This window comes from Mycobacterium sp. NTMscope_Eco_3 (genome assembly GCF_976985685.1).
Genome location: NZ_CDRJYZ010000001.1, coordinates 46,889 through 71,225, shown reverse-complemented (window position 1 = coordinate 71,225; position 24,337 = coordinate 46,889). Strand labels below are relative to the sequence as shown.

Genomic DNA, 24,337 nt, shown 5'->3' with positions numbered 1-24,337 from the left:
GTCACTGCGGCGGAAGCTTCGGGTTTACACCGCCGCTGCCGAGTGGAGCGCCGTCGCCAGTATCCGGTTCACCGTTGTGTGGTGCAGCTTGAGTTCCTCTGAGATTTCACCCGGCTTTTGCCCGTCAGCGTGGCGGCGCAGCACAGCGTCAATGATTTCTGCAGGCTGCTTGGTTCTTTTCGATGCCATCACTGTGCGTACGGCGTGTTCATGACGCTCTCGCGGGGGCACAGCGGCGTCCACTCTTGGAACCGATGACAGCGACCGGTCCGGCTCGACCGCCACCATGGCCCTATCACGCTCACCTGCTGAGGACCCAGCGACTGGCAGAGGTGTCGCCGACAGGGACACCGGGACGTCCTCCTCGACGAGGGCCGGCGGCGCCTCGGCGCGGCTGTGTAGGAGCCGGGTCAGGGCTACCAGCGCAACGGTGGCCTGCGCGGTCGTGACGTCAATGATCAGCGGCCACAACCATGCCAAGCTTGGGCGGATACCGCACCGGATAGCCAAGCTGCACAACGCATCAAATGACAGGCGAAACGCACCGGCCCCCAGTAACAGCGTCATGATCACCGCCGCCCAGAACGTCAAGGTGGGCCGGCGGTGCACCTTGATGAGCAGCGAGAGCCCTTCCGTGGACCCGAGCAATACCAGAGGTGGGGCCGTGGCCACCGCGGCCGCCAGCGCCGGGGCGACGTGATCGGCCTGCACGATCGCGTGTAACGCGTTGCCAGCGATCGAGGCCGCGCTTGCTCCTATCAACACCACCCAAAAGAAACGCACTGCGCGCCGGTGGGTTTTCGGATCGGTATCGGCGGGAGTGCTGCGGGCGCTATCGCAAGCCATACCCGCAATCGTGCACTCCCACCCCGGTATTCGTCTACCAAAGTCAGCCACATTGGGAGGATCGATTACCGCAGATAAGCATCCTCGTTGCGGAATGTCACAGACCTCAACGTGGTGCGAAAACGCTGTGTTTTCACGGTGATTCGCTCGCCCCGCTGTTCGATACGGATATCGGGTGCAGCGCTGGCGGGCACATCGCCGACCGTGATCGATGTGCGCGCGGGTGGGTAGTTGTTGACGCGACCATTGTGTACCACCATCGTCGGAGGACGTGGCGGCTGGGCTGTGACGTCGCGCGTCGTCCAGATCCGTGGGGAAGCAGACGTCATTGTCCAACGCCCAGTGGGGTCGTAAACGGCGACCTGTTCGCCTGCTGCGGCCGCCCGGCGAATCAGCCGTTTCACCGCCTGGTCATCATCGGCGTGCAGAGCAATTCGGGTGGGGGCCGCGGGATCTGATATCGGCATCAACAGCATAGCGTCTCGCAGTTCACCCAGCAGAACACCCGATGCGCCGGCTACGACAGCTGTGTTGAGTTCGGTAGTTACTGGCGTTGATGGCAACCTCAGCCGCCTGCACCCAGGCAAGGTCAGCGCCAACGCTTCCCACTGTCGGCCCGCCATCGGGTTGAGCACCAGCCGCGGCGAGCTGGCAAGCGGTTGCACGGTGGTCAACCGGACGAGGGCTGAAGCCCGCACGCCGGCAGGATCGCTGCGCAACGCGATCACCAGGGTCGTGTGGTCGCTCTGGTAGGCCCACACGTCGTCGAGTTGAGCAGAGCGCACGTCACTGGCGCTGAAGAAATACGCTGTGACATAGGCCTTCCCGCCGCGCTGCAGATTCGTCCAGCGGTCCTGGTAAGAAGCTGTCGCGTTTTCGGGCCCACCCAGGCTGGCCGCTACCGCGTCGTTCATCTGCGCTGCGGTCAAAAGCCTTGCACGACAGTTTGTTTGGCACAGCGCTCTGGTGATGCGCTGAGAAGCCGCCACCGCCGCGCCGATCGTGTCTCGCCGCCACAGCAGTCCAGGCAGAATGCGGTCGCTGCGCGTATCGAAGCGGACTACCAACGTCACGCTACGCTGACCGGCCGCCGGCAGCCCCCGTAGCGCCGCTTCATACAGTTCGGCATAGTTGTCTCTGGCTGTGCGGCTGCCCTCGCAGATGATGTCGACATCAACACTCAACCCGCAGCGCTGCATCTCTTGTGCGATTACGCTAATCGGCACGGTATTAAGTGTTTTGGTGTGGTCGGCGTGCAATAGGGTGGGGATGTAAGGCTTGCCCAGCACAGTGATCATCGTGGACACGGTGTGCCCGTCGATCACAACACCGACTGTGTGCTCGTTGAGGGTGACATCGACCGGTTGAGGCAGCTGGAGTCTGCGCACCCGGCGGCGCGTCCAGGACATGGCCCGCCACGCCCACTGCCACACGGTGCGCTCCCGGAAGGTCAGCACACAGATCACCAGTCCGGTCGCGGCGCCGCTGGCGACGGCGATCGGCCACGAATCCAGCGTGGCGCTCAGTGCCAGCGCAACCAGACCTGCGACCACTTCGCCGGTGACCACGGCGCGGGGTGCGATACGGGCCGAGACAAACCGTTGCTTCATCAGATTCGCTCCCTGCGACGCGAGACGGTCAGGCCCACAGCAAGTCCCAATACGCTGACGACGGCGAGACCGGTGATGGCCATCGCGACCCAGCCCGGACGTGCGTCGCGTGGCGGGGGCGGGGCCGGCACTTTCAACTGGGCGCGCTGAACCCCGGGGGCAAACGTCTCACCCGGCGGCACATCCCAGGTCAGCGCCGCAACGGGGTCCACAGTTCCATAACCGACCACGTTGTCACGTCCACCAGCGGGAGGGTGCGCGGTGGCCTCTAACCGGTGGATCACTTGATGGGCTGTCAGGTTGGGAAATTTGGCCCGCACCAAAGCCGCCACTCCCCCGACGAACGCCGAGCTAAACGAGCTACCAGCGATAGGGTGCAGCTTGTCGTCATCGACTGAACCGTTGATCACCTGCCCGCTCGTCGACAGCCCCACGATGTCGGCTCCCGGCGCAGCCAGTCCTACCCACGGGCCGTGCAATGAGGCGGCGTCGCCGCTGGCGGGAACGCCGGTCGAATCGGTGGCCGACACCGCCAACGCGTAGTCGCTAAACCATGCTGGGGTGGCGATCGTTTTGACTGACGACCACCCCCGAGTGGGATCACCCGGTAATGGGTCCGGGTTTTGCCCATTGCAGCCCTGGGCATGAACGTTGCCCGCCGCGGTCACGATCACCACGTCGCGGTCAACCGCGGCATAGTGGACCGCGTCGGCCAAGGCGCTTTGATCCTGGGGCTTGGCTGTCGAGATGCACGACACCACACTGATGTTGATCACTTTGACGCCCAGATTCGCCGCGTGCACGATCGCGCGAGCCAACGAATTGATGTCACCGGCGCGGCGAACATCCTCGGGGTTGTCGACCACGCCGGGATCAACCAGGCCGAAAGTCTGCGCGGTCTGGCGAATCGACAGCAGCACCGCGTCTGGGGCGATGCCGATCAGCCCGTCTGGACCACCACCGGGCGACGGTTCCAGCGGCGCCGGCCCGCGAGCGTGGCCGAGAGTAACCGGAGACGGCGGCATACCCACCCATGATGGCTCGTCGGGCGGCGGCGGCGGCGGCGGTGGTGGCGGCGGCGGCGCCACCGTTTGGGTCACCGTGACCGTCGGCGGAGGCGGTGGCGGTGGAATCGCGCGCGGCGGCGGAGCCCCGGCCGGCGGGGCCGCAGGCGCCGCCCACGCCGGCTTGGGGACCAGTGCGAGCCCTGAAGGCGCCGCCCCAATCAGTGAAGCCACTACTGTGCCGTGCCCGTCGCAATCCGATAAGCCGTCGCCAAACGGGCCCATGACATAGTCCCCGCCAGAAACTAGGTGCGGCAGCCGAGGTTGTGCAGCCACGCCGGTATCGATAACCCCGACGACCACGCCAACACCGGTGGATTCTTTCCACGCTTCTGGCATGTTCATCAGCTGCAGCGCCGCGGGCAACTCACGCAAATCACTGCCGGGCAACACGCCGGTTGTTGTGCACGCCGCGATCTGGCGCATCGGCTGATCCGGCCCGGGTGCGGGATCGGGCGGGGGTGGCCCAGGCGGCACCACCGGGGGATCAATCGCGCCGGCCACGCCGCCAGATACGGCAACCAGTGCTGCGGCGAGCCCGATCGCGCCCAGCGTACTCACGGCTTTAATCATCAGCCGTGGACCGCATTTCGTACCACCCACAGCAGATTCAGCAGCCAGATCGCCCATGGCACAACGAAAATCAGCAGAATGTACTCGCTGACTTCGACGGCGCGGTTTACCGGTGCGCTGATCCGCGCATTGGGCACCACCAGCGCTCCAAGCAGGCCCGCCCCGGCCAACATTAGCGCTGCGCCAACACATATCAGGGTGACAACCGGCGAAGCCGGGTTGGGAGCGCTTGCGTATCGTCCGATCACCACCGCTACCGCGACGACCGCACCAACGGCCAGCATCACCGATTGATTGCGATCAACAAACGAGCGCGCCCGGAGCAGAAAGATTGCGCAAATCCCCAACGTGAATGCCAAAAACCGCCACCCGCCGCCAGTTTCGGGCATCACTGCATAGCGCGCGGCCGCCACCAACACCACAGCGCCGCCAGCCAGCAGACCCGTCACGATGGCGGTGCCGCGCCGAGCCCACGTCGCGATCTGCTCAACGGTTTCATTGCCCGGACGCTCCACCGGCGACACCGTGTTTAGGGCAGCGCCTTCTCGAGTCTCAAACACCCCCCGGTTAGTGACCGAAGGAAACCATGGCCCGGGCACTCCGGCCCCCACGATCCCGATGCTGGTTGCAAACGTCACTAGCACCAGGTCCGCTACCAAGAAGACGACCGCCAGATGCGCTGGCAGCACTCGCCAACCGCTGGCGTGGATCGCCGCCACCGCGCCCGCAGATAACCCGACCACAGCCATCCCCGCAAACACAGTCAGATAGCGGCCGGTCAGCATCGTCAATGCCGCCACGCCGGCCAACACGGTGGCCGTCGCGGCCACCACATGCCAGCCACCGGGTGGTCCCGGCACCGACATCGCCGCGCCTGCACCGGCGCAAATCAGCGCCGACCACACCAGGAAGTCCGCCGATCGGCGTCGCTGCTCATCTCGTGCCCGCGTCGCCGCCCTCGCCGACACCAAGAAAACGGCGGCTAATCCCCACGACACCGCCGCGGGCAGCCAGCCGTGCTGTTGCCACCACAACTGCGCCAACATCACCTCGGCCCACGCGACCAGCGCTGCGAAAAGCCCCCCGGCTACCCGACGCGCGACCGTGACATCGACTGTGGCGAACTGCTGGCGTGCTGAACGAGCCAGCGCCGTCGACACCTCCTCAATGACAGGTGCGAAGCGTTCGGTGGCGTCAGTAGGCAAGAGACACAACAAGTCCCCGTCGTAGACACGGCTGTCATCAAGGGATCGCTGCGGATCGAGCGGAGTGGCGTCTGCACGGCACAGTTGAAAGGTCAACGTGTCATCAAGAGGTGCCCGCCCGCGATCTTTGAGAATCGCATTGACCCGCGGGATGAGGTCCTCGATCACCGCAATCAACGCCACCCCAGCAGGCAGGACGTAATCGATGAGCGTGTCATCCCCGACCAGCAAATGAACCTTGCACAGCCGAGGGACTTCCGGCGCCTGTTGTGCGGAATTGGCGGTGGTCATCGGGCATCGGCCGCTGTCGAGAACCCTGCCGCCAATGCGGCGGCGGTCTTAAGCACCGCCCTGGCGGTCTTAGGGTTGACCCTTCGAAGGTCCAACTCGCCCGCCGAGGCGATGTGGGGGTCAAAGGGTACCTCGATAATGCGATCGTTTTTGACCCAGCTCCCGAAATGCTCCCTGAGTGTGGCGACCAGTTTGGCCGCCTCCTTACGATCCTTCCGATTGCGCGCCGGGCGAATGTGGTTGATCACCAACACTGTTCGCGACAGCAACTGGTGATAGCCTTCGTCGCGCAACCACTCGAAATTGGTGCTCGCGCCTTCGGCGCCGTCCGGGACGGCCGAGGCCACCATCAACACCGCATCGGCGCGCTCGAACACACCCTTCATCACCTCGTGTTCGAGATCGACACCGCAGTCAACGAAAAGCACACTGTAGAACCGTTGTAGACGCATATGGCCCTTGCTGAACTCATCAGCGGTCAACCCCTCCCCGCGAGCGCCTCCATGGCGCGGGGAAGCCACAACGTCTAAACCAACTTGGTTGTGGCCCGTCAAGGCCCCAACATCGGCGTAGCGATGAAGATTAAGGTCGTCGTTAATCGCACGCAGCGATGACGCCTTGGGATCCACCCGAGCCGCCAAATTTGCGGCCTGTGCCGGATCGGCGTCGACAGCGACCACTTGGTCGTTACGATTGCGTGCAAACTCACTGGCGGTCGCGACAGTCATCGCGGTCTTGCCCGAACCGCCCTTGCCACCAAGCACCACGACGGTATAAGTGCCACGCAAATTGGCCCCGATCGCAGCCTTGAGGCCACGCACTGTGCGCTCGTCGCTGGACTCACCGACGTTAATCAGCCCACCAGAAACCTTGAGCAACGCCCTGCGCCACCCCTTGGATGGCGCCTCCTTGTGTGGGGCAATCAAGTCCGTGGCGCGCAGGTGCTCTCGCAGCGCGTCCGAAGACCGTGGCGTGCCCGCGGTGCGAGGCGACGGTTGGGGTGTTGGCGCACGCCAACCATGTTCTTCTGCCGGCGGATACGGACGCGCAACCTGGCTGGGATCTGCGTGACCGGCTGGCTGCGGTGCGCCGTGACGCCCACCGAGCGCCGCCTCCGACACTCCCTGCGGTGGGCGGCCCAATTGACTTGAGGAACCGTAGCTTTCGCTGGGCGTCCCCTGCTGATGGGGACCGGCCTGCTGCGCCCACGGAGGTGGCGGAGGGGTGTCTTGGCCCTGGGGTGCCAAGGTGCCCTCCGGGGGCGAAAACCGCGGCGGCTGCCAACCCGGGGCTTGTTGGGGCGCCGAAGACGGCGCCGGCGTCGCATCCTGGGCGGGGAGCCCAAGAGCGGCCTCCGGGGGTGAAAACCGCGGCCGCCCATCATCGCTCGTCGGTTCGCCGCTGTTGTTGGGATGGCTGGGCTCAACTGCGCCTGGCGCGGGCTGCGTCTCGGGCGGCGGACCTGCCGCCAGGCCATTGAAAAAGTCGCGTTCCTCACGCTCATGCGGACTTGTCATACCGTGTCCCCTCGTCACCAGACGTATTCGAATTTCGCTTAGCGCCACATAATTTGGCCACAGCGCGACAGTAACAACCACGGTTTTCATCCGTCTACAACGGACACCATATTCGCCTGTATCGAAATTTTATGTCCGCTGATGAGTCGCCCAGCCGCGTCCCGAGGGCAAAGTTTCGAGCAGCTCGACCACAGCCGTGTGGATTGCGTGATCGGCGCCGGGCAGCAGTGTGGTCCATTGCCTGCCGTCAGGACCAACGCTGTTGCTGACAACGACGCGGCCGATCAAGGTGTCAGCCACGGTCACCGCCATCGGCGCCCGCGCCGGGCCACTGATAGAGAATTCGGCCGCGCCGATAACCGCGCGGGTGGTGCCCCGGTCGGCGACCGCTTCGACTAGCCGCGCCTGGGGAACTGAAAGTCCAACCTCTACGAGGCCCGCGATGATGTCGATGGCGGGGTTGGCCTGCCAGGCCGACAGAACTGTATTGAGTACCGCTGCTTCGCTATTGATGCCGTGGAATTGGGCCGGGTCGGCCGGCCCTATCGTGTCGACGACGACGTGCGCGATCTCGGTCCCACCCAGCGGGGTGACCACAACCTCATCGCTGGTGTCTTGGCCCGGGCGCCAGAGCCGCGCGGCGGCCACCCACGCGTTATCGCGCCGGCACAATGTCACAACTCGCTGGGGAGGCCGCTGGGCGTACCACCGTGCCAGCGCCTCGGCGGCCTCAATCGCGTCCTCCGGGGCGGTGAAGACCGCTGGTGGGCCTTCAAGCCGCTCCGGTCGGATCTCGGGGCGGGTAATCGTCACGTCAATCTCGACGTCGGGACGCCCCAAGGCCCGCACCCAAGAGGCCACGCTGGGGTCAACCTCGCCGCCCTGACAAATCCCCGCGTTTTCGAGCACCTCCATCCCGGGGTGAGCCGCGATGGTGGCCTGCACCGCCCCAATGGGCCGGATCTTGAGGGCAGGTGGCAATTGAGCCACACCGCAAAGCGCGGCTGTCAACCACAAACCTTCCGACGTGGTCGACAGCCGCGCTGCAACCGCGGTTCCGGTCTCGGTCACAAGCCCCGGAAACCAGCCTGGACCGCGTGGTCGGTGCCCAGCGCATTCGTCGACGCGTGCCCCTGGGCCTGTCCATGGCGCTCGATCGTGGTGAACACCGCCTGGAACGCCTGATCGATCTCGTGCATGGCGACCTGGGCAGCGTCAGAACCATGCTGCGTCCAGACTGTGGCGACCTGGTTGATTGTTCCCATGGCCCGGGTACGCAGATCGTTCATGTGAGCGACCAGCTGCGCCTGGGCCGACACGTGATCGGCGATCATGGCGTGGTCGTAACGCATTGAATCCATAACCATTCTCCTCTGAAAGTCGTTCGATGTCTGAAAGATTGGCCGCGGTCAGGTCGACTGGATGGAGCCCAGCGCCGCGCGGTTCTGCGCGTTCGTTTCTTGGTACTGGTGCGCCGAGCGCTTCATTATGTCGATGACGCTCTGAAACCGCTGGCTGACCTGTTGGCCGGTCCGGTTGATGTCCTCGGTGGTGGCCATGGAGGCCAGCGCCGCATCACCACTAAACCCAGTACCGGTGAGGTTCTGGTTCATGGTGACATAACGGCCCAACGCCGACAGCACCTCTTGTTGAATGTTCGACAATTGACTTGCGCCCGAAAGCATCTGGGCGACATCGGCGTTCAACGCCATGATGGTGTATCTCCTTCACTAGCAAGTGGTTACCGCTGGTTCGATCAGTTCAGCAATGACCCGGGCCCCTGCCGGGAGTTATCCTCCCTGCCCGACGTGGACCACGCCCTCAGACGTGAGCACCGGCGCCGCATGCGCGGAGGCCGGTAGCGTGATCGTCTTATCCTGCTCGCTGACATCGGCATATTCACTGCCGCGTCCGGAGCGCCCCGTTGCCGCCATGGGTCCATACATTCCGGGCGCCATGGCTCCTCTGCCCGCTGCCGCGCCGCTTCGCAGTCCCGCAGCCGGTTGCTCGTCTGTTTCAGCGCCATCAGCCACGTCGGCCCACCAGCCGCCCGGCACGCCCACAGGCCCACCTAGCCCGCCAGCAGACGGTTTCGTCAACGCCGCGGCAACCGCTGACGCGCCCCCGGCGAAGCCGCCGTTGGCGCCACTTAGTCCCGACCACGGTGCACTGGCTGCGCTGAATCCCGGTGCTCCCCCGGCTGGGGGCCCACCCAATCCACCGGACATTCCACCGGTCAGCGCCGACAACGGGCCCATCAGGCCGCTTAGTTGGCCACTGGCACTCGACGGGAGCTGCCCCAGTGACTCCAGTGGTGAACTGAGCGAACTCATCATTTCGGTTGGCGCCTGGGTGAGTTGGCCGAGCAACGACTGTCCAGACTCTTCCAGGGGCGGCTGACCGCCTTGACCCGCCTGCAACGGTGGAGCTTTTCCCTGCGGCGCGTTACTCGTGACGCCCTGGCCGGTGCCCGTCGTTGCGGGCACGCCCTGCCCCGCGGTCGTGCCGGTGGTCGCTGGCTGCGGTGCCGGGGTTTGCCCACCAGTGGGCGACCCTGCGGCCTGCACGCCTGCTCCCGTGCCGTTGAACACGCCGCTCGAGATCCCAGTGGCCACGCCTGTGCTGATCCCACTGCCAGCCGACACCACTCCCCCACCGGCGCTAATGCCCGACCCTAAGGCCTGCACGCCAGCACCAACCCCGTCGCCGACCAACCCTGCCAAGCCGGCCGTCGCCCCCAGCGGATTGCTCATATCAGGCAACGTCGGCAAGGGAACGGTCAGCGCGCTCACGACAGGGGCCATAGCGCCCAAGTAGCCGACCATGGCCCCGGCGTTCTGCGACCAATACTCCCCATATTCAGCATTCGCCTCGGCGATCGCTGGGGTGTTGATCCCCATGAAATTTGTTGATTCCAAAGTGGCCTCGCGGACCCGGTTGGCCACCACCACTTCATGAGGAATGGTCGCGGACACGGCCGCGCTGTACGCAGTCAACCCAGTTTGGATGGTGGCCGCCGCAGTCTCTGCATGCAGCCCGGCGGTCTGCTGCCAGGCCGCCATCGGCGTGGCACTATCGAGCATCCCCATTCCGCCAGAGCCCTGGAAAACCGGCGCGGTCGCGATCGCGGTCACCGACTGCTGCATCCCTTGCTCGAAGTGCGTGGCCGCAGCAGCCGTGTAGGCGGTGATCTGTGGGACGTGCGCCGTTGGACCCGCGCCCATCCTGGTCAACCGAAATGCGTTGATCTCTGGTGGGATACCCCAGTACATCAGTGCACCGCCGCGCTACAGCGACAGCAGCGCCTTGCCGACCGCATCCATAGCGGTGTAGGTGGCCGCCGACGTAGCCACGGTGGCTGCGAACGCCTCCCGCTGAGCCACACCTAGAGCACCTGCCGCCAAGAACTGCGCGCCGTGCGCGGCGATAGCTTGAGCGAACATTGCCGACACTTCCTCGCCGCCCATCGGCAGCACAGCGCCCATCGCTGGTGCCCCAGCGGCAAGAGTGGCCGCCGTGGTCGCCCCGCCTGCGCCCTCTGATGCTGCCTGCGCCGCCAGCGCCGGCGCCTCAATGAACATCATTGCAATCCCACCCCTGTCCACATATCCCATTCGCCCCACGAGCAATAAAGCCGCCGTTTGATGCGACGATAACCGCCCCCAGGGACACCGGCAACCAAACCTCCGACATTCCACACAAGGCAACACCCCCTGTTTCCCGACACCCTCTACGGCGCCGCTCACCTGGCGAAATACCGCCACGCATCACCGAGCGACAAAGGCCCATGCCGACGCATGAATCGGTCCAGATCGACCGCTTAATCAGCTACTGAACCGCCCAGCACGAACTGCGCAGCCGCACGCGCACGCTCCTCGATGGTTTTCAGCCGCAGAATCGACTGCTCGGCAGCACCGGCGGCCGACCGCGCCTCCTCGGCAATCTCGGTGAGCCGCGCTGCGACGAGCTGGGCCGAGCGAGTCACCGGCGCGCGTGGACCCGGTAGGGGTTGGCCGGCCAACAAGGCCGCACACGTCCCGGCCTCCCAGCCCAGCGCCGAGCCGATCCTATCCAGCGTGGCCGCACGAGACGGGACCATGCCATGGTTGATCAGCCGCGAGATCGTAGGCCGCGCCACGCGCGCCAGGCGTGCCAGATCATGTTTGGACAACCCCTGTTCTAAGCGGGCTTGTTCCACCGCGTGGACGAGCAGCCACGCGGGGTCATCCTCGCTCAATGGGCGCTCGCCGGGAACGCGATCTGCACCGGCGCCACCATCCGGTCAGTGACGTACAGGCCACGACCGGGGTCAGCTGGCACGGCTTTCGTTTTGCCGACGATCGGCCCTTCATCAGGGTCGCCGTCCATTACCACGACAGGTGCTTTGGCCTTGAGCAACTCCCCGATTATCGGATTGGTCAGCGTGCGGCCCCACTGAGCGATCCGCCGCGACACGACCAGGTGCAGGCCGACCTCTTTACCCCGCGCAATAAACCGCGCCAGCGGGCCCAACGGGTATCCGGTTCCTGCCACGAACCCACCAGTGTCCCAACTAGCAAGGGTCTCTTCACGATCGATGAAGACAAAGATCTCTGGCCCGCTCCAACGCCGCGTCCCCGCAGCCAACTCCGCCTGGCTTAGGTCTGTCATCGGCATACGTTCAGTCAGGATCGCCCCCAGGCTGTCACCCAAGGCACGCACCTGGTCCTCCCGGAAAACGTAGGCGCCCAAATGTTCACCTTCGACCACGCGCAGCAACTCATTATGAGGGTCCACCACATAGATCTGGGCCTGCTCGGGCCCGTACACCCGCATCACAGCTTGGGCCACCGTGGCCAACCCGCTCGACAATCCACATTCAGGCCGACCGGTAAGCAGCAGATGCGGGGTCGCAGCGAAGTTCGCGACCGCCGGCTCCAAACCGATTTCTGAAATCCCGAACGGCACGACACCACTCCAGTCGACCCCACCCGGCCCATGCTCACGCTGCTCCCATTGCGCGAAGACCTCGTCGATACCGACGATTTTGGGCAGCATCCGTACCCGCGCGGCCGCACTGTCAGGTCCAGCGAGCCGCTGAATTGGCTCAACGGCTGCTGCCACGTCGGCGCGCCGCCCTTGCACGGTTATCTCCGGTAACCCGGCCTGAAAATGGTACCCCTCCATCGTCGTGCCGCGGCCCCTGATCTTGACCACGTTGACCTGCTCGACCTCACCGCCAGTGTCGTCCTCTTCGTCGAGGAACATCTTCTGCTCCCCGAAGGGAACGTCGCGCGCGACCTTCACATTGTTGACCGTCATGTCATCGTTGTCACCGAGCTTGAGCTCCACGTTGCTGGTGAAATTCTTGGTCATTCCTGACGGGAATTTGTTGGCCACCCAGCCACTGGTCGACACAATGGCGTGCACCCCAACATCGGGTCCTTTAGCCAAGATTCGTTCCACGTCAGAAACCAACAGCTCCCAGTTCTTCACAAACGTTGGCCAGCCATCGATCACCAAAAACACATCGCCGAACGAGTCTTGAGGCACCTCACCTGGCACGCCGCCAAATTTGCGTTCACGCAGCTTGGTTAGCGTCAGACCTAGCTTGGTGAACGCCTGCTCGCGCTGATCGATCAGCGCCAGCATCTCGGCGATGATTCGTTTGACCTGCTCGGGGTCCACCTCGCGTGCGAAACCACCGACGTGCGGCAAACCAGCTACCAGGTTGAGGTCCGGCCCGCTGAGTGCGATGACGTAGAACTGAAGCCGCCGAGGATGATACAACAAAGCGGCACCCGAGATCATCGTCGCGATGGCCACCGTCTTACCCGATTGCCCCATACCAATGACCGCGCAGTTACCTTCGGCCAGATTGGGCGCATAGACAAGCTGGCGGTGGTCGCGCGGCCTGTCTTCGATCCCGACCGGAAACATCAGCCTCGAGAGCTCGCTTTGGGCCGAGCCATAGTCGACATCCCACGGTTGGCCCCGCAACCGCCGCACCAGCTCATCAGCAGGGACCGGCTGCAGCGGCGGCAGCCACATCGCTTGCAGTGGAGGAAGATTCAGCCGATTCAAGCAATCCACCGTTGCCTGCACCTGTTTGACGGTGCGGCCATCGGCGCCAATGATGGCGCGTGGTTCCGGGATTTTGGTCTGCTCGCCCTCGCCGTCGCGGGCCATCTGCAGAGCAGGCATACCGACCGCCTGGAACTCTTGTGGCTCAAGGTAACCGGCTTCCTGCCTGGCCGCAGCAGCTGCTGCCCGTTGGGGCGGTACATAGCTCTTGAGCACGAACGCCGTCTGAAACCTCGTCAGGTTCTTGTTGGCACCTACCTTCAAAAGCCCAGCCCCAGCAGGTTTTTTGGGCAGATGATTGGCCTCATCGCTACCCAACACCTCGTGGGAATCGGTGTCGCCGACAGTTCGCAGCGCCACCCGCACCGGGATGTTACTCATGATGCCGCCCTGCATCTGGTGGCCCAGCCGCTGCGACCCCATCACGAGGCGAAGCCCCTGCGAGCGGCCCTGGCGGCCGACCTCGTCCATGACCGCTTTGGCTCCGTCATGTTCAGCGAACATCTGCGTGAACTCATCGACAATCAGCAGCAGGTGCGGCATCGGCCGCAACTTCTCCTTCTTGTGAATGCGCAAATACTCATATTCAGCGATGTCACTGACCCCAGCCCGGTCAAGCCAAGACTTGCGGCGCTCCATCTCGCCGTAGAGGACATCTTCCATCCTCACAATCCACAGGCGATCGTTACGCAAGTTGCTCATCGCCGCGACGCAGTGCGGGAATCCCGCCACCAAATGCGCCAACGCACTACCCTTAAAGTCAAACACCGCGACCTTCAACGAGTCTGGCGAATGCGTCAAACACGCCGACGTAATCAACGCCGTCAAAAACACCGATTTACCACTCCCAGTCGTGCCGACGACGACGACGTGATGGCCCATCCCCTCGAACTCGTGAGTCTCCTTCAAGTCGAGGGCCACGGGCTGTCCATTGCGTGGATCAATACCGATCGGGAACCGCATCCACTCCCGACCCCACTGCAATTCGCCCTCGTCGTCTTGCAGCGGCGGACCCAGCCGCGTCGCCGCCCAGGCCTCCTCCACATCGATATCGCCCGGATCAGCGTGGCCGAGAATCTCATACAGATCCACGACCTTCGATGCGGCGGCAGTCGAACTTTGCGTTACCCGCGAATCTGCATGGTATCTAGCCATTTTGCGCGCAAACGCGACCGCGGACGCCGTGTCCAGCGTATCGGGGAGCGCGAAAAACCCCTCCTCGTCATATGCCCCGTCGCGCTTGACATGCAATGTGAACTCAGTTGTCATCCGCCGCGCCCTCCTTGACCACTACACGCACAAAGGTCACGCCCGCGACCCCCCCAACGCCCCTGCGATTCAACGTGTCCCATTCACTATCCACACGGAGCTGGTCGTTGATCACAAGCCAATGCGGACGTACCCCGTCCGCGGCGCCAGGGTCCCCGTAATTCTTTCGAGCGCCATGCAATTCGTGACCAACCGCCGCATCCATCGCCGTCGGCGACGTCCACACCATTCGCAACGGCCCGCCACTATCAAAGAGCTTGTCGTGTTGGCAATGCGGCAACCACTTGACCCAATCCCATCGTGCTGGTTCGTCGGTGACGACCATGACTTTCAAGTCCTGCGGTGAATGGAAGCAGGCCGCCTGACAAATCATCGCCCGCACCACACCGTGGACTGTGTCCGGACCATCCTCACCCACCAACGTCATCAGCGGAATCACCTTGAGCGACAGCGGTTTAGCGATCCCACTAATCTTGGACTGCTCCAACAAAAACTTGCGCAGCGCGTCATAGCAGACTGGCTCATAATCGGCCGACTCCCCCAACCGAGGCTTAGCCAGCTTCTTCGCCAAATCCGAAGTACCGGTTCCGAAACGGACAAAACCAAAGTGCATCGCCAAGTCCTCAGCAGAACCCGATCGCTCCCACATCCGCGGCGACCCGACCAACCCACGCAGCATCGCCGGTTCGGGATGCAAGAACTGGTAATTGGCGAACTGACGCTCGGCGTCACTTTGAATCACATCACGTGTCTGGTCGAGCTCGTCCATGTAGGCACGGCGCTCTTCTTCCAACGCCTGCGGAGACAACGCCTTATCACCGCCACCAAAACGGCCCTGCATAAACACCCCGGCGAACGACACAATCATCATCACCGGCACAAACAACGAAAACAAACTCATCGGCCCCGAGCGCAGCCCCGGTTGAGTCAAGATCATGGCCATCATGCCCAAAAACGCCGCGCCCATGACTGCAGGCAAAATGATCTGCGCCTTCGTCATCGGCAACCGGCGCGGCGCGATCGGAGAATCGCGTACCGACTGCATGCCGCCATCAACTTTGGGCGCCCTCAGCCGCCGAGACGGGCTGAAACGAATCGTCGACAACCTTCTCCCCCTCCTATCCGCCGGCCCGTACGTTGGTCTTCGTCGGCAACACAGCCACCGCGTCCGACGGGCTATGCACCGTCAACGCGGCCGCCCGCGACAACTCCGGTCCCGCAGGCCACACCTGCAGCATCGACCACGGCGCCGGACGAACCTGAGATAACACCAGCCCCAACGCCTGCACGCTATTGTCGTCAAACGGCACACCATAGCGCGACCCGGTGGAGCTAGTCAGCCACATCGTCTCGCGCGCAGGCGAATCCAATGCCTGACCAGTAGTGCTAACAAACGTCGATGCACCATCACCGACCAAGACCTGATTCGCTTGCACCCCGCCATTGCCGGCACCCACCAACGGCACCATCTTCGCCCGCTGATCCGCGCGGATGGGCAACCCCCGACCCGAAATCACCGCGAGCCGCGCCTGACGCTCGCTCACACTCCACTGCCACGCCACACACGAAACCGGCCGACTGCCCGCATCAACCAGGCGCACAGGCGACCGCGGATAATAATCCACATCAAGAACATGACGCAGCGGAATATGCGCCAAATGATCCGGCGATATCTGCGGCGGCGTGGCTAAACCAAACGAATCATGCTGGCGCAGCATCGAAGCCACCACAGGCGAGACCTCTTGAACCCCATCTGCCAGCACCACATAAAAGCGGTCCGACTGTGCAGCCACATCCCGGCTCGCCACCACCGCACCGACAACAACCCCCGCCCCCAAATCCACCTGACCGGGCCCACCGGCGCCAGGCACCGCGGGAACAGCCAGCGGTCCCCCCGCCGGCAACGCGTCAAAAAGGGCCCGCGACATCCCCGTCGCCTGCGCCCCGGGCGCAATCCCCAGGGGCCCGGCGACCGCGGACTGAGACAGATCAATCGGCATCCGAACACCATTAGTCACCAGGTGTACCTGCGGCCCATAAGACAACAACAAGGCCTCGCTGCCGGCGAGCTCTCCCGCCGCCTCCCCGAGCAACAACTGCCCATTGATGCCCGTCACCAACGGCGAACCACCAACCGTCGTCGGCGCCGTGTCGCACACAGCCCAGCGCGAAACCTGCGGAGACACCACCGCCGGTGTCTCCACCGGAGCGCCCTGGATCCCCACCGTCGGCCCTTTGGGCCACTTCGCAATCTCCCCCGATGCCACAAACGTCGGCCGATCCGGCGACCCAGCAATCAGCTGCGCCGACACCAGATTCAACGCCGGATACAGTCGCTTGTCGACCACCACAAACAACGCCCCCGACGAACGATCAGCAACGATCTTCGACGAGTCGTCGATCACCCCCGCCGGGCGAAACCACCCGTACACGAACGCCCCCACCACGAGCACCACACCCAACACCGCCGACAACATCAACAGCGTGCGGTGCCAGCGAACCGGATTGATCTCCATGCTCACCGAACGGCGCAGCAACGCAAACGACAAGCGTCGCCGAACAAAGAAATGACCCGAAACCTGCGTCTTAGACGCCAACTTCAACGGCACACCGGCACCGTACCGCCCCCCGCTACACCCCCGCTACCAGCACGTCCAAATTGAATGAAAACCCAGAACACCGCAGTGGCGCCAGATCGCTACAGGTACCGGGCTTTCAGGACCTTGACCGCCAGCGATCGGAGTCCGCCCCAAAAGCGAAGTCGCCCTACCCATCAGGATCGCAGCTCACTCCTGGCCGCCGACCATCTCCTCGAGTTCGGCCATCGACTTAGTAAGGCTCGCCAGCCCGGGACGACGGCCCTATCCCGTGTGTCCGTGGCCATGAAAAAGTACCCACTGGTGGCCAAGTGGAGGTATCCGCTGGTGGCCGGATAAAAGTACCCACCCCGTGTTCGTCGTGTCGATCAGGAACTGCGGGCCCCGGTGGTGACGGTGAAGGTGCCAACCACTCATCGTCACCACCGGGGAGTTCCATTGAAGTCTGCGAGGGACCGCATGGACATCATTTCTGCTTATCAACAAGTCGGGTCATACCGCGGCGCCGCGCAGCTGTGCGGCACCACCCATAGGACCGTCAAGAAAGTCGTCGAGAAATTCGAAGCCGGTGAGAGCGCACCGCCGCGGGTCGAGCGGGCCCACAATTACGATGCGGTGGCCGATCTGGTCGCCGAGCGTGTCGAGAAGTCGGCGGGTCGGATGTCGGCGAAGCGGATGTTGCCGATCGCGAAGGCCGCCGGTTACGACGGGTCGGCACGCAACTTCCGTCGCCTCGTTGCTGAGGCGAAGGTGTTGTGGCGCAACGAACATCACCGGGGACGTCGCCCGGCGGTGTGGTCACCGGGTGAGTATCTGGTGATCGACTGGGCCCAAGCCGCACCCGGGTTGTTCCTGTTCTGCGCAGTGCTGGCGTTCTCCCGGTGGCGCTTCGTCGCGTTCGCCACCGACCAGAAGGCGTCCACGACGTTGGCGTTGATCGCCGAAGCGATGGCCGGGATAGGTGGTGTCCCGGCCCGGGTGCTGGCCGACCGGATGGCCTGTCTGAAGGGCGGCGTGGTCGCCAACGTGGTGATCCCTACCGCCGAATACGTCCGGCTGGCAGGTCATTACGGTTTCGCGCCGGACTTCTGCCATGCATCCGACCCTAAATCGAAGGGCATCGTGGAGAACTTGTGCGGCTACGCCCAACGCGACCTCGCCGTCCCGCTGCTCACCGACGCCGCCATCGCCGGGGTGCCGGTTGATCTGCGTGCTGCCAACGTTGCGGCCAGGGCGTGGTGTCTGGAGGTCAATGCCGCGGTGCATTCGGAGATCTGTGCGGTCCCCGATGAGCAACTGCTGATCGAACGGGAACTCCTGCAACCGTTGCCGTCGCTGCAACTTCGAATCGGGGCACCGTCGGTGATCCGCAAGGTCGACCGGCTGTCGTGTGTCCGGTATGCCTCGGCCCGCTACTCGGTGCCCACCCGACTGATCGGGACCAGCGTGGCCGTCGTCGTCGATCACGGCGCGCTGTGCATCGTGGAGCCCGCGACTGGGGTGATCGTGGCTGAGCACGAACTGGGTGCCCCAGGCAGCGCATCAGTCCTCGACGATCACTACGACGGTCCCCGCCCGGAACCTAGCCGCGGACCACGACCCAAAACTCATGCTGAGCAACAGTTCTGCACACTCGGCGAGGATGCTCAAGCATTCCTGGTCGGGGCCGCCGCGATCGGCAACACTCGGCTGGGCTCCGAACTGGAAGTCCTACTGGCGTTGGGCGCCGCCCACGGCACCGACGCCTTGGTCGGCGCGCTTCGCCGGGCGGTCGCGTTCCGGAGGTTCCGCGCGATCGACGTGCGGTCCATCCTGGCCGCCGGCGCCGGAACGCCGCAGCCCCGCCCCGCCGGGGATGCGTTGATCCTGGACCTCCCAGTCGCCCCGACCCGATCCCTGGCTGCCTACACGGTCAACCCGGCCGCAGACGGTGGTGCCACGTCATGAACGGCACGCCAGCCAAGGCAACCAAACCCGTTGCACCACTGTCCACTCCGCAATTCGCCGCTGATCTCGACGCCGGGCTGCGGCGGCTCAAGCTCGCCGCGATCCGGCGCACCGCCCCCGAAGTCCTAATCACCGCCAAGACCCAGCGCTGGACCCCCGAAGAAGTGCTACGGACCCTCGTCGAGACCGAACTGGCGGCACGGGATGCCTCCAACGTCGTCAACCGGCTCAAGGCTGCCGGGTTCCCGGTCACCAAGACCTTGGAGTCCTTCGACGTGGCCGCATCGTCGATTCAGCCCAAGGTGTTCGACTACCTGTCGAGCCTGGAATGGGTTCGCACACAACAGAATCTGGCGATCATCGGACCGGCTGGGACCGGCAAGTCCCACACCCTGATCGGACTGGGGGTCGCTGCGATTCATGCTGGGCACAAGGTCCGGTACTTCACCGCCGCCTGTCCGTTGACATCCGATGTGATGTATTGCCACCGTATCTGCGGTATCGGCGTGTCTTTGCCAATCTATCCGAGGTACCGCCGGTAGCGTTGTTTAGGTGAGTGTGGCGCCGGCGGCGCTATGGCCGCAGGTCAACGGTGGCGTTGAGGTGGAATTCAACTCCTCCGGGGGTTCTTCGCGCTTGCCGCTGGCGGAGTGTGCCGCAGTGGCCTTTGAGTTGGACTGCTCACCCGTGCGTGGTTTCCCAGCGTTTCGCGGGCAGGGCAATTATCCAGGCCTGTGGTGGTTTTCGACGACTCGTGAGCACGTTGGGTACGAGTCGTGGTCGGAGCGTGACCATTTGATCGCGCTGGACGCCGATCCCGCGGTGGTTGGTGTTGCGTCGCAGCCGTTCCGGCTCCATTGGGGTGACGGCAGGCACCACGTGCCTGATTACTTCGTGCGGTTGTCCGACGGAACGGCGACGGTTCTTGACGTGCGGGCCGATGACCGAATATCGGATGCTGATGCTGAGTTGTTCGACCGGTCCGAGCAGGCGTGCCGTTCCCTGGGATGGGCCTATCGGCGAGCGGGCGTTGCGGATCCGGTCGTGACGGCGAATTTGCGCTGGTTGTCTGGGTATCGGCATCCACGGGTGTACCGCCCGGCGGTCGCCGCAGCGTTGGAGGCGGTGTTCGACTCGGCGCGGCCGCTGATGACCGGGGTGAGACCGGTCGGTGAAGCGATCATGGTGTTGCCGGTGCTGTTTCACCTGTTGTGGCACCGGCGACTGGGCGTGGATCTTTCCGCGGCTGTCTTGACCGAGGAGTCGATCGTCGGGCCCGCGTTGTCACGATGACGGGTATGCGGTCGGGTGTCATCCGCGAGGGCGATGAAATCCGGTTATCCGACGGCGTATTCACGGTTGTCACACTTTCGGGCAGTTCAGCCAGGCTGACCGATGCGGTCGGCGGGCAGTCGGTGGTACCGCTGTCTCGGCTGCTGGGCGACCCGGCGTTGGAGTTGGTGTCAGGATCGCGACCGGCTTTGTGTTCCGAAGAAGCGTTGGCCGGGGTGCCCGAGGCTGCCGCCGAGCGGGCCCGCTGGTGGGAACGGCACTTGATCGAGGTGTTGACGGGTCGACGGGTTGATTCCGAGGCGGGTAGCCGGCCGCGGCCGGAGTTCGATCCGGCGTCGCGTTCGTTGCGGCAGCGCGAATTGGCCAAGCTCGCCGAGCTGCGCTCGGCTGGCCACGAGATCAGCTTGTACACGTTGCAGCGGCAACGCTATGCCTACGAACGAGACGGCCTGCTGGGGGTTGTGGATCGCCGGCACATTCCCCGGCGGGCGATGTTCGGCCGCGTCGACGAGCGGCTGGTGGCCGCAGTGCGGCAGGCCATCGATGACGAGACCGACGTGTCGACCGGGACGGTGAGCCGCCTGCAGCGACGGGTGACCAAATCGCTGGTGGCTCAATACGGTGCCCAGGACGCACCGGCGATGCCGTCTCAGCGGACGTTCTATCGTCTGGTGAAGAGGCTGTCGGAGGGCCGGCACACGTTCGGGTCCGCGCGCACCCGGCGTTCGTTGTCCAAACAGCCCGACGGCCCGTTCGGTGCGCTGACGGTGGCGCGCCCCGGCGAGGTGGTCGAGATCGATTCGACCCCCCTGGATGTGCGGGTGGTCCTCGATGACGGCACGGTGGACCGGGTCGAGCTGACCGGCATGGTTGACGACGCGACCTGCTCGATTCCGGCCGCGGTGTTGCGGCCCACGACCAAAGCGGTCGACGCGGCGCTGCTGCTGGCCCGAGCGTTGACGCCAGAACCGATGCGGCCGGAGTGGTCCGATGCGCTGCGGATGTCGCGGTCGGTGCTGCCGTATCGCTGTTTGACCGGCGTGGATCAACGGTTGGCCGATGCGGCCGCCCGGCCGGTGATCGCCCCGGAGACCGTAGTGTGCGACCACGGGAAGGCGTATCTGTCGCAAACCTTCCGGCAGGCGTGTTGCACGTTGGGGATCAATCTGCAGCCCGCCCACCCGGATACGCCGACCGACAAACCCAAGATCGAGCGGACCCTGCAGTCGGTGGCCACCTTGTTCGCCCAGCATGTCGCCGGGTATGTCGGCTCCAGCGTCGAGCGGCGCGGCAAGAACGCCGAACAGGACGCAGTGTGGTCGATCGTGGAGCTGCAAGCCCTGCTGGATGAGTGGATCGTCGCGGTATGGCAAAACCGGCCCCACGACGGCCTGCGTGACCCCGTCACCCCGGGCAAGGCGTTGACGCCCAACGAAAAGTACGCCGCCTTGGTCGAGGTCGCCGGGTATGTTCCGGTGCCGCTGTCGGCCGAGGACTACATCGAGTTACTGCCGTCGTGCTGGCGGCGCATCAATTCCTACGGGATCCGGGTCAACAACCGCAGCTACGACGCTAAGGCACTCAACCCCTACCGCCGCCAGCACTCGGGGGTGGAATCCAAGAAGGGCCAGTGGGAGGTGCACTACGACCCCTACGACGTGTCGCGGATCTGGGTGCGCAACCATCACGACGAGGGCTGGCTGGCCGCGACCTGGACGCATTTGCGCAGCCACCCGGTACCGTTCGGCGAATTGGTATGGCAGCATGCGCGGTCCGTGCTGGCCCAGCGCGGATGCGATCAGGCCACCGAAGCCGAGATCGCCCGCGCGGCCGATGACCTGCTCGACCGGGCCGCGCAAGGCCCCGCCCCCACCCGACAGGAATCCAAGGATCGCAGGGTGGCGGGTCGAACGCGAGCCACCGCGACACCGGCCTGGCCCCGCCCGCCGGATACCGCAGAACCCTGCGATGAGGAGCCGCCGCCAGGCGGTGACGAGGACGCCGACGACATCGAGATCGCCCAAGTCATTCCACTACCGGTGTTCGATGCACGCAAGGAGGCTGAATCGTGGCGGCTGTGAACACTTTTGCCCCGGTGAGCCAACTCGAGGACCGGCGCCAACCCACCACCACGCTCGAGGGTTGGCGCCGTTTCGTCGATGCCGATCCACCCGAGTTCACCCTGTTACCCGATGAGCAGTGGAGCACCCTGTCGGAGACCGAACGGACCAACTACAACGAAGCCCGGGTAGCGCATCACAGTGAACTGGTCGTGGTCACCACGTCGGCGATCCAGCGCATCACCAACGAAGGCCGGCTGCTGACCCTGCTCAACCAACGCGAGATCGGCGCCCGGCGCGGGCTGATCATTTCCGGGGCGGCCGCGACCGGCAAGACCACCGCGGTCAAACAACTCGGCCGATTCCACGAACTGCGTATCAGGACACGATTCGCCGACAAGTCCCGGATCCCGATCGTATACGTGACCGCGCCCCCGAAAGGCTCGGCGCGCAAACTCGCGATGGAGTTCGCGCGATTCCTGGGCCTTCCGCCGATGCAACCGCGGATGAATGTCACCGATATCGCCGACGCTGTCTGCCAGGTCCTCATCGACGCCCGAACCGACATCGTGATCGTCGACGAGATCCACAACCTCAACCTCGATACCCGGGCCGGCGAGGAACTGTCCGATCACCTGAAGTACTTCACCGAACACCTGCCCGCCACGTTCGTCTACGCCGGCATCGACGTCGAGCGCTCCGGTGTGTTCACCGGCACCCGCGGACGCCAGCTCGCCGGGCGCTGCGGTGTGATCAACACCAGCCCGTTCCCGTACGCCGGGGAATGGAAGTCGCTGGTGGCCGCGATGGAAGGCACCCTGCGGTTGCACCATCACACCGCGGGAACGCTGGTCGCCGAAGCCAAATACCTGCATCGACGCACCGGCGGAATGATCGGCAGCCTGGCGCACCTGATCCGCTCGGCTGCGATCCGCAGCATGCTCGACGAAACCGAGAACCTCACCAGGGATCTGATGGACACGGTGCTCATCGACTACGCAGCCCAAACATCGGCGCAACGCCATGCCAGCTGACGTATCAACCCCACCGGCGTGGCCGCAGGGGCCTGCCGCGCCACTACCGCGCACCGTCACACCGTTTCGTGGCGAAACGGTGCAGTCCTATCTTGATCGGCTCGCGCACGCCAACCACCTAGAACCCCGAGGTCTGCGGCGCTACCTGGCCGACGGTCCAGCGATCTGCCGTCCCCGGCCGGACTGGTTGGCAACCGCCAGCGGCCAGCCCGTGGGCATCCTTCACGCCCGGCTCATCGGGCTGGCCGCCCCCGACCGCGACACCACCCGCCAACGCCGCCACGCCCGGCCCGCATGCCGCCTGTGCATGGCACGCCGCGGTGTCTATGAGCCGGTCTACTGCTGGTTGCCCGACTACGCGACCGTCTGCTGCCGCCACCGCCGATGGATCGGTGCAGGCACCTCCACCCTCGACGATCAACGCGATCTGCGCTGCGCCCCCGCGGTGATCGCCGCAGCGCAGCGCCATGCCCGACTGGATCGGTGTCACGGCGACGCTGCGCGCTTCGCGGTCAGGGATGCCGCGCGGATTCACCGCTGCTGGGCACGCAGCACCAGCCCGTTTACGCTGCCGCCTGCCCGCGCCGACGCCGACACGCACATCGGCGCCTACCCGGACCTGATCGCCTTGGCCGCCATCCTGGCCGGCGCTCATCGCCGGATCTGGGGCACCGCGCCAGCCACACCCGCCCGTGCCCGCGCCGTCGATGCGGTCTACGTCAACGTCAGCGCCCGGTTTCCCCAGCACCGCGACCAAACCCGCCCCATCGAACAGTGGATCCACGATCAACAACTCAGCGCCACCCGCCGCGCACACCACTTCGACGCGTGGAAACCACGACCAGGTCAATCCCCGCGATCACCGTGCCCGGCTGGGCCAGCTGGGCGGCGTCAGGGCTGACGGCGGCGTGTGGAGCCATGGCACAATTCAGCCCTTGCTGACATATCAGTATCGGCTGTACTGTTTG

General features: G+C 64.7%; 19 protein-coding genes and 1 pseudogene. 6 read left to right on the top strand and 14 right to left on the bottom strand.

Annotated elements, in window-relative coordinates:
- Positions 1 to 24: 24 nt before the first annotated feature.
- The 14 genes from AC0KTM_RS00340 to eccB form a co-directional block, all read right to left on the bottom strand.
- The gene (locus AC0KTM_RS00340) at positions 25 to 711 is read right to left on the bottom strand and encodes a DUF2637 domain-containing protein (protein WP_232538305.1); all 687 of its coding nucleotides are present in this window, start codon (positions 709 to 711) and stop codon (positions 25 to 27) included.
- Between the two features lie 200 nt (positions 712 to 911).
- Entirely contained in the window at positions 912 to 2,456 is a 1,545-nt protein-coding gene (eccE, locus tag AC0KTM_RS00335; RefSeq protein WP_007172159.1) for a type VII secretion protein EccE, read from the bottom strand.
- Positions 2,456 to 4,093: a S8 family serine peptidase gene (locus tag AC0KTM_RS00330; protein WP_040624272.1), complete on the bottom strand. Its 1,638-nt coding sequence runs from the start codon at positions 4,091 to 4,093 to the stop codon at positions 2,456 to 2,458. Before AC0KTM_RS00330 ends, eccE begins: the two co-directional genes overlap by 1 nt.
- Complete coding sequence (gene eccD / locus AC0KTM_RS00325; RefSeq protein WP_007172157.1) at positions 4,093 to 5,589, bottom strand: type VII secretion integral membrane protein EccD; 1,497 nt, start codon at positions 5,587 to 5,589, stop codon at positions 4,093 to 4,095. The genes AC0KTM_RS00330 and eccD overlap by 1 nt, the downstream gene beginning before the upstream one ends.
- Complete coding sequence (locus tag AC0KTM_RS00320) at positions 5,586 to 6,467, bottom strand: MinD/ParA family ATP-binding protein (RefSeq protein WP_007172156.1); 882 nt, start codon at positions 6,465 to 6,467, stop codon at positions 5,586 to 5,588. The genes eccD and AC0KTM_RS00320 overlap by 4 nt, the downstream gene beginning before the upstream one ends.
- A gap of 768 nt (positions 6,468 to 7,235) precedes the next feature.
- Positions 7,236 to 8,117, bottom strand: a complete 882-nt coding sequence (locus AC0KTM_RS00315; protein WP_157859019.1) for an ESX secretion-associated protein EspG — start codon at positions 8,115 to 8,117, stop codon at positions 7,236 to 7,238.
- A gap of 56 nt (positions 8,118 to 8,173) precedes the next feature.
- Positions 8,174 to 8,467: a hypothetical protein gene (locus tag AC0KTM_RS00310; protein WP_042910680.1), complete on the bottom strand. Its 294-nt coding sequence runs from the start codon at positions 8,465 to 8,467 to the stop codon at positions 8,174 to 8,176.
- A gap of 48 nt (positions 8,468 to 8,515) precedes the next feature.
- Positions 8,516 to 8,818 (bottom strand): WXG100 family type VII secretion target, encoded by a 303-nt coding sequence (locus tag AC0KTM_RS00305; RefSeq protein WP_007172153.1) that lies wholly within the window; start codon positions 8,816 to 8,818, stop codon positions 8,516 to 8,518.
- Positions 8,819 to 8,896: 78 nt separating this feature from the next.
- Positions 8,897 to 10,378, bottom strand: a complete 1,482-nt coding sequence (locus AC0KTM_RS00300) for a PPE family protein (RefSeq protein WP_007172152.1) — start codon at positions 10,376 to 10,378, stop codon at positions 8,897 to 8,899.
- A 15-nt stretch (positions 10,379 to 10,393) separates the two neighbouring features.
- A complete protein-coding gene (locus AC0KTM_RS00295; protein ID WP_040624290.1) occupies positions 10,394 to 10,690 on the bottom strand; it encodes a PE domain-containing protein in 297 nt (98 codons plus the stop codon).
- 236 nt (positions 10,691 to 10,926) lie between these two features.
- On the bottom strand, positions 10,927 to 11,343 hold the full coding sequence (locus AC0KTM_RS00290; protein ID WP_007172150.1) for a helix-turn-helix domain-containing protein: 417 nt from the start codon (positions 11,341 to 11,343) through the stop codon (positions 10,927 to 10,929).
- Positions 11,340 to 14,438 (bottom strand): type VII secretion protein EccCb, encoded by a 3,099-nt coding sequence (gene eccCb, locus AC0KTM_RS00285; protein ID WP_007172149.1) that lies wholly within the window; start codon positions 14,436 to 14,438, stop codon positions 11,340 to 11,342. Before eccCb ends, AC0KTM_RS00290 begins: the two co-directional genes overlap by 4 nt.
- Positions 14,428 to 15,483, bottom strand: a complete 1,056-nt coding sequence (locus AC0KTM_RS00280) for a hypothetical protein (RefSeq protein WP_007172148.1) — start codon at positions 15,481 to 15,483, stop codon at positions 14,428 to 14,430. Before AC0KTM_RS00280 ends, eccCb begins: the two co-directional genes overlap by 11 nt.
- Positions 15,484 to 15,556: 73 nt before the next feature.
- Positions 15,557 to 17,047, bottom strand: a complete 1,491-nt coding sequence (eccB, locus tag AC0KTM_RS00275; protein WP_007172147.1) for a type VII secretion protein EccB — start codon at positions 17,045 to 17,047, stop codon at positions 15,557 to 15,559.
- A gap of 426 nt (positions 17,048 to 17,473) precedes the next feature.
- On the opposite strand from eccB, the gene istA reads away from it, so the two are divergent.
- The 6 genes and pseudogenes from istA (at position 17,474) to AC0KTM_RS00245 (ending at position 24,270) form a co-directional block, all read left to right on the top strand.
- Complete coding sequence (gene istA / locus AC0KTM_RS00270) at positions 17,474 to 18,982, top strand: IS21 family transposase (protein WP_079669096.1); 1,509 nt, start codon at positions 17,474 to 17,476, stop codon at positions 18,980 to 18,982.
- Positions 18,979 to 19,437 (top strand): annotated as a pseudogene (locus AC0KTM_RS00265) (ATP-binding protein); the annotation flags it as partial. The gene istA and the pseudogene AC0KTM_RS00265, both read left to right, overlap by 4 nt.
- Before the next feature lie 97 nt (positions 19,438 to 19,534).
- Positions 19,535 to 20,275, top strand: coding sequence for a TnsA-like heteromeric transposase endonuclease subunit (locus AC0KTM_RS00260; RefSeq protein WP_099459185.1), 741 nt, complete (start codon positions 19,535 to 19,537; stop codon positions 20,273 to 20,275).
- A gap of 5 nt (positions 20,276 to 20,280) precedes the next feature.
- On the top strand, positions 20,281 to 22,356 hold the full coding sequence (locus AC0KTM_RS00255) for a Mu transposase C-terminal domain-containing protein (RefSeq protein WP_224860251.1): 2,076 nt from the start codon (positions 20,281 to 20,283) through the stop codon (positions 22,354 to 22,356).
- On the top strand, positions 22,344 to 23,369 hold the full coding sequence (locus AC0KTM_RS00250) for a TniB family NTP-binding protein (protein ID WP_007172501.1): 1,026 nt from the start codon (positions 22,344 to 22,346) through the stop codon (positions 23,367 to 23,369). Before AC0KTM_RS00255 ends, AC0KTM_RS00250 begins: the two co-directional genes overlap by 13 nt.
- Before the next feature lie 79 nt (positions 23,370 to 23,448).
- A complete protein-coding gene (locus AC0KTM_RS00245; RefSeq protein WP_065018912.1) occupies positions 23,449 to 24,270 on the top strand; it encodes a hypothetical protein in 822 nt (273 codons plus the stop codon).
- Positions 24,271 to 24,337 lie beyond the last annotated feature (67 nt).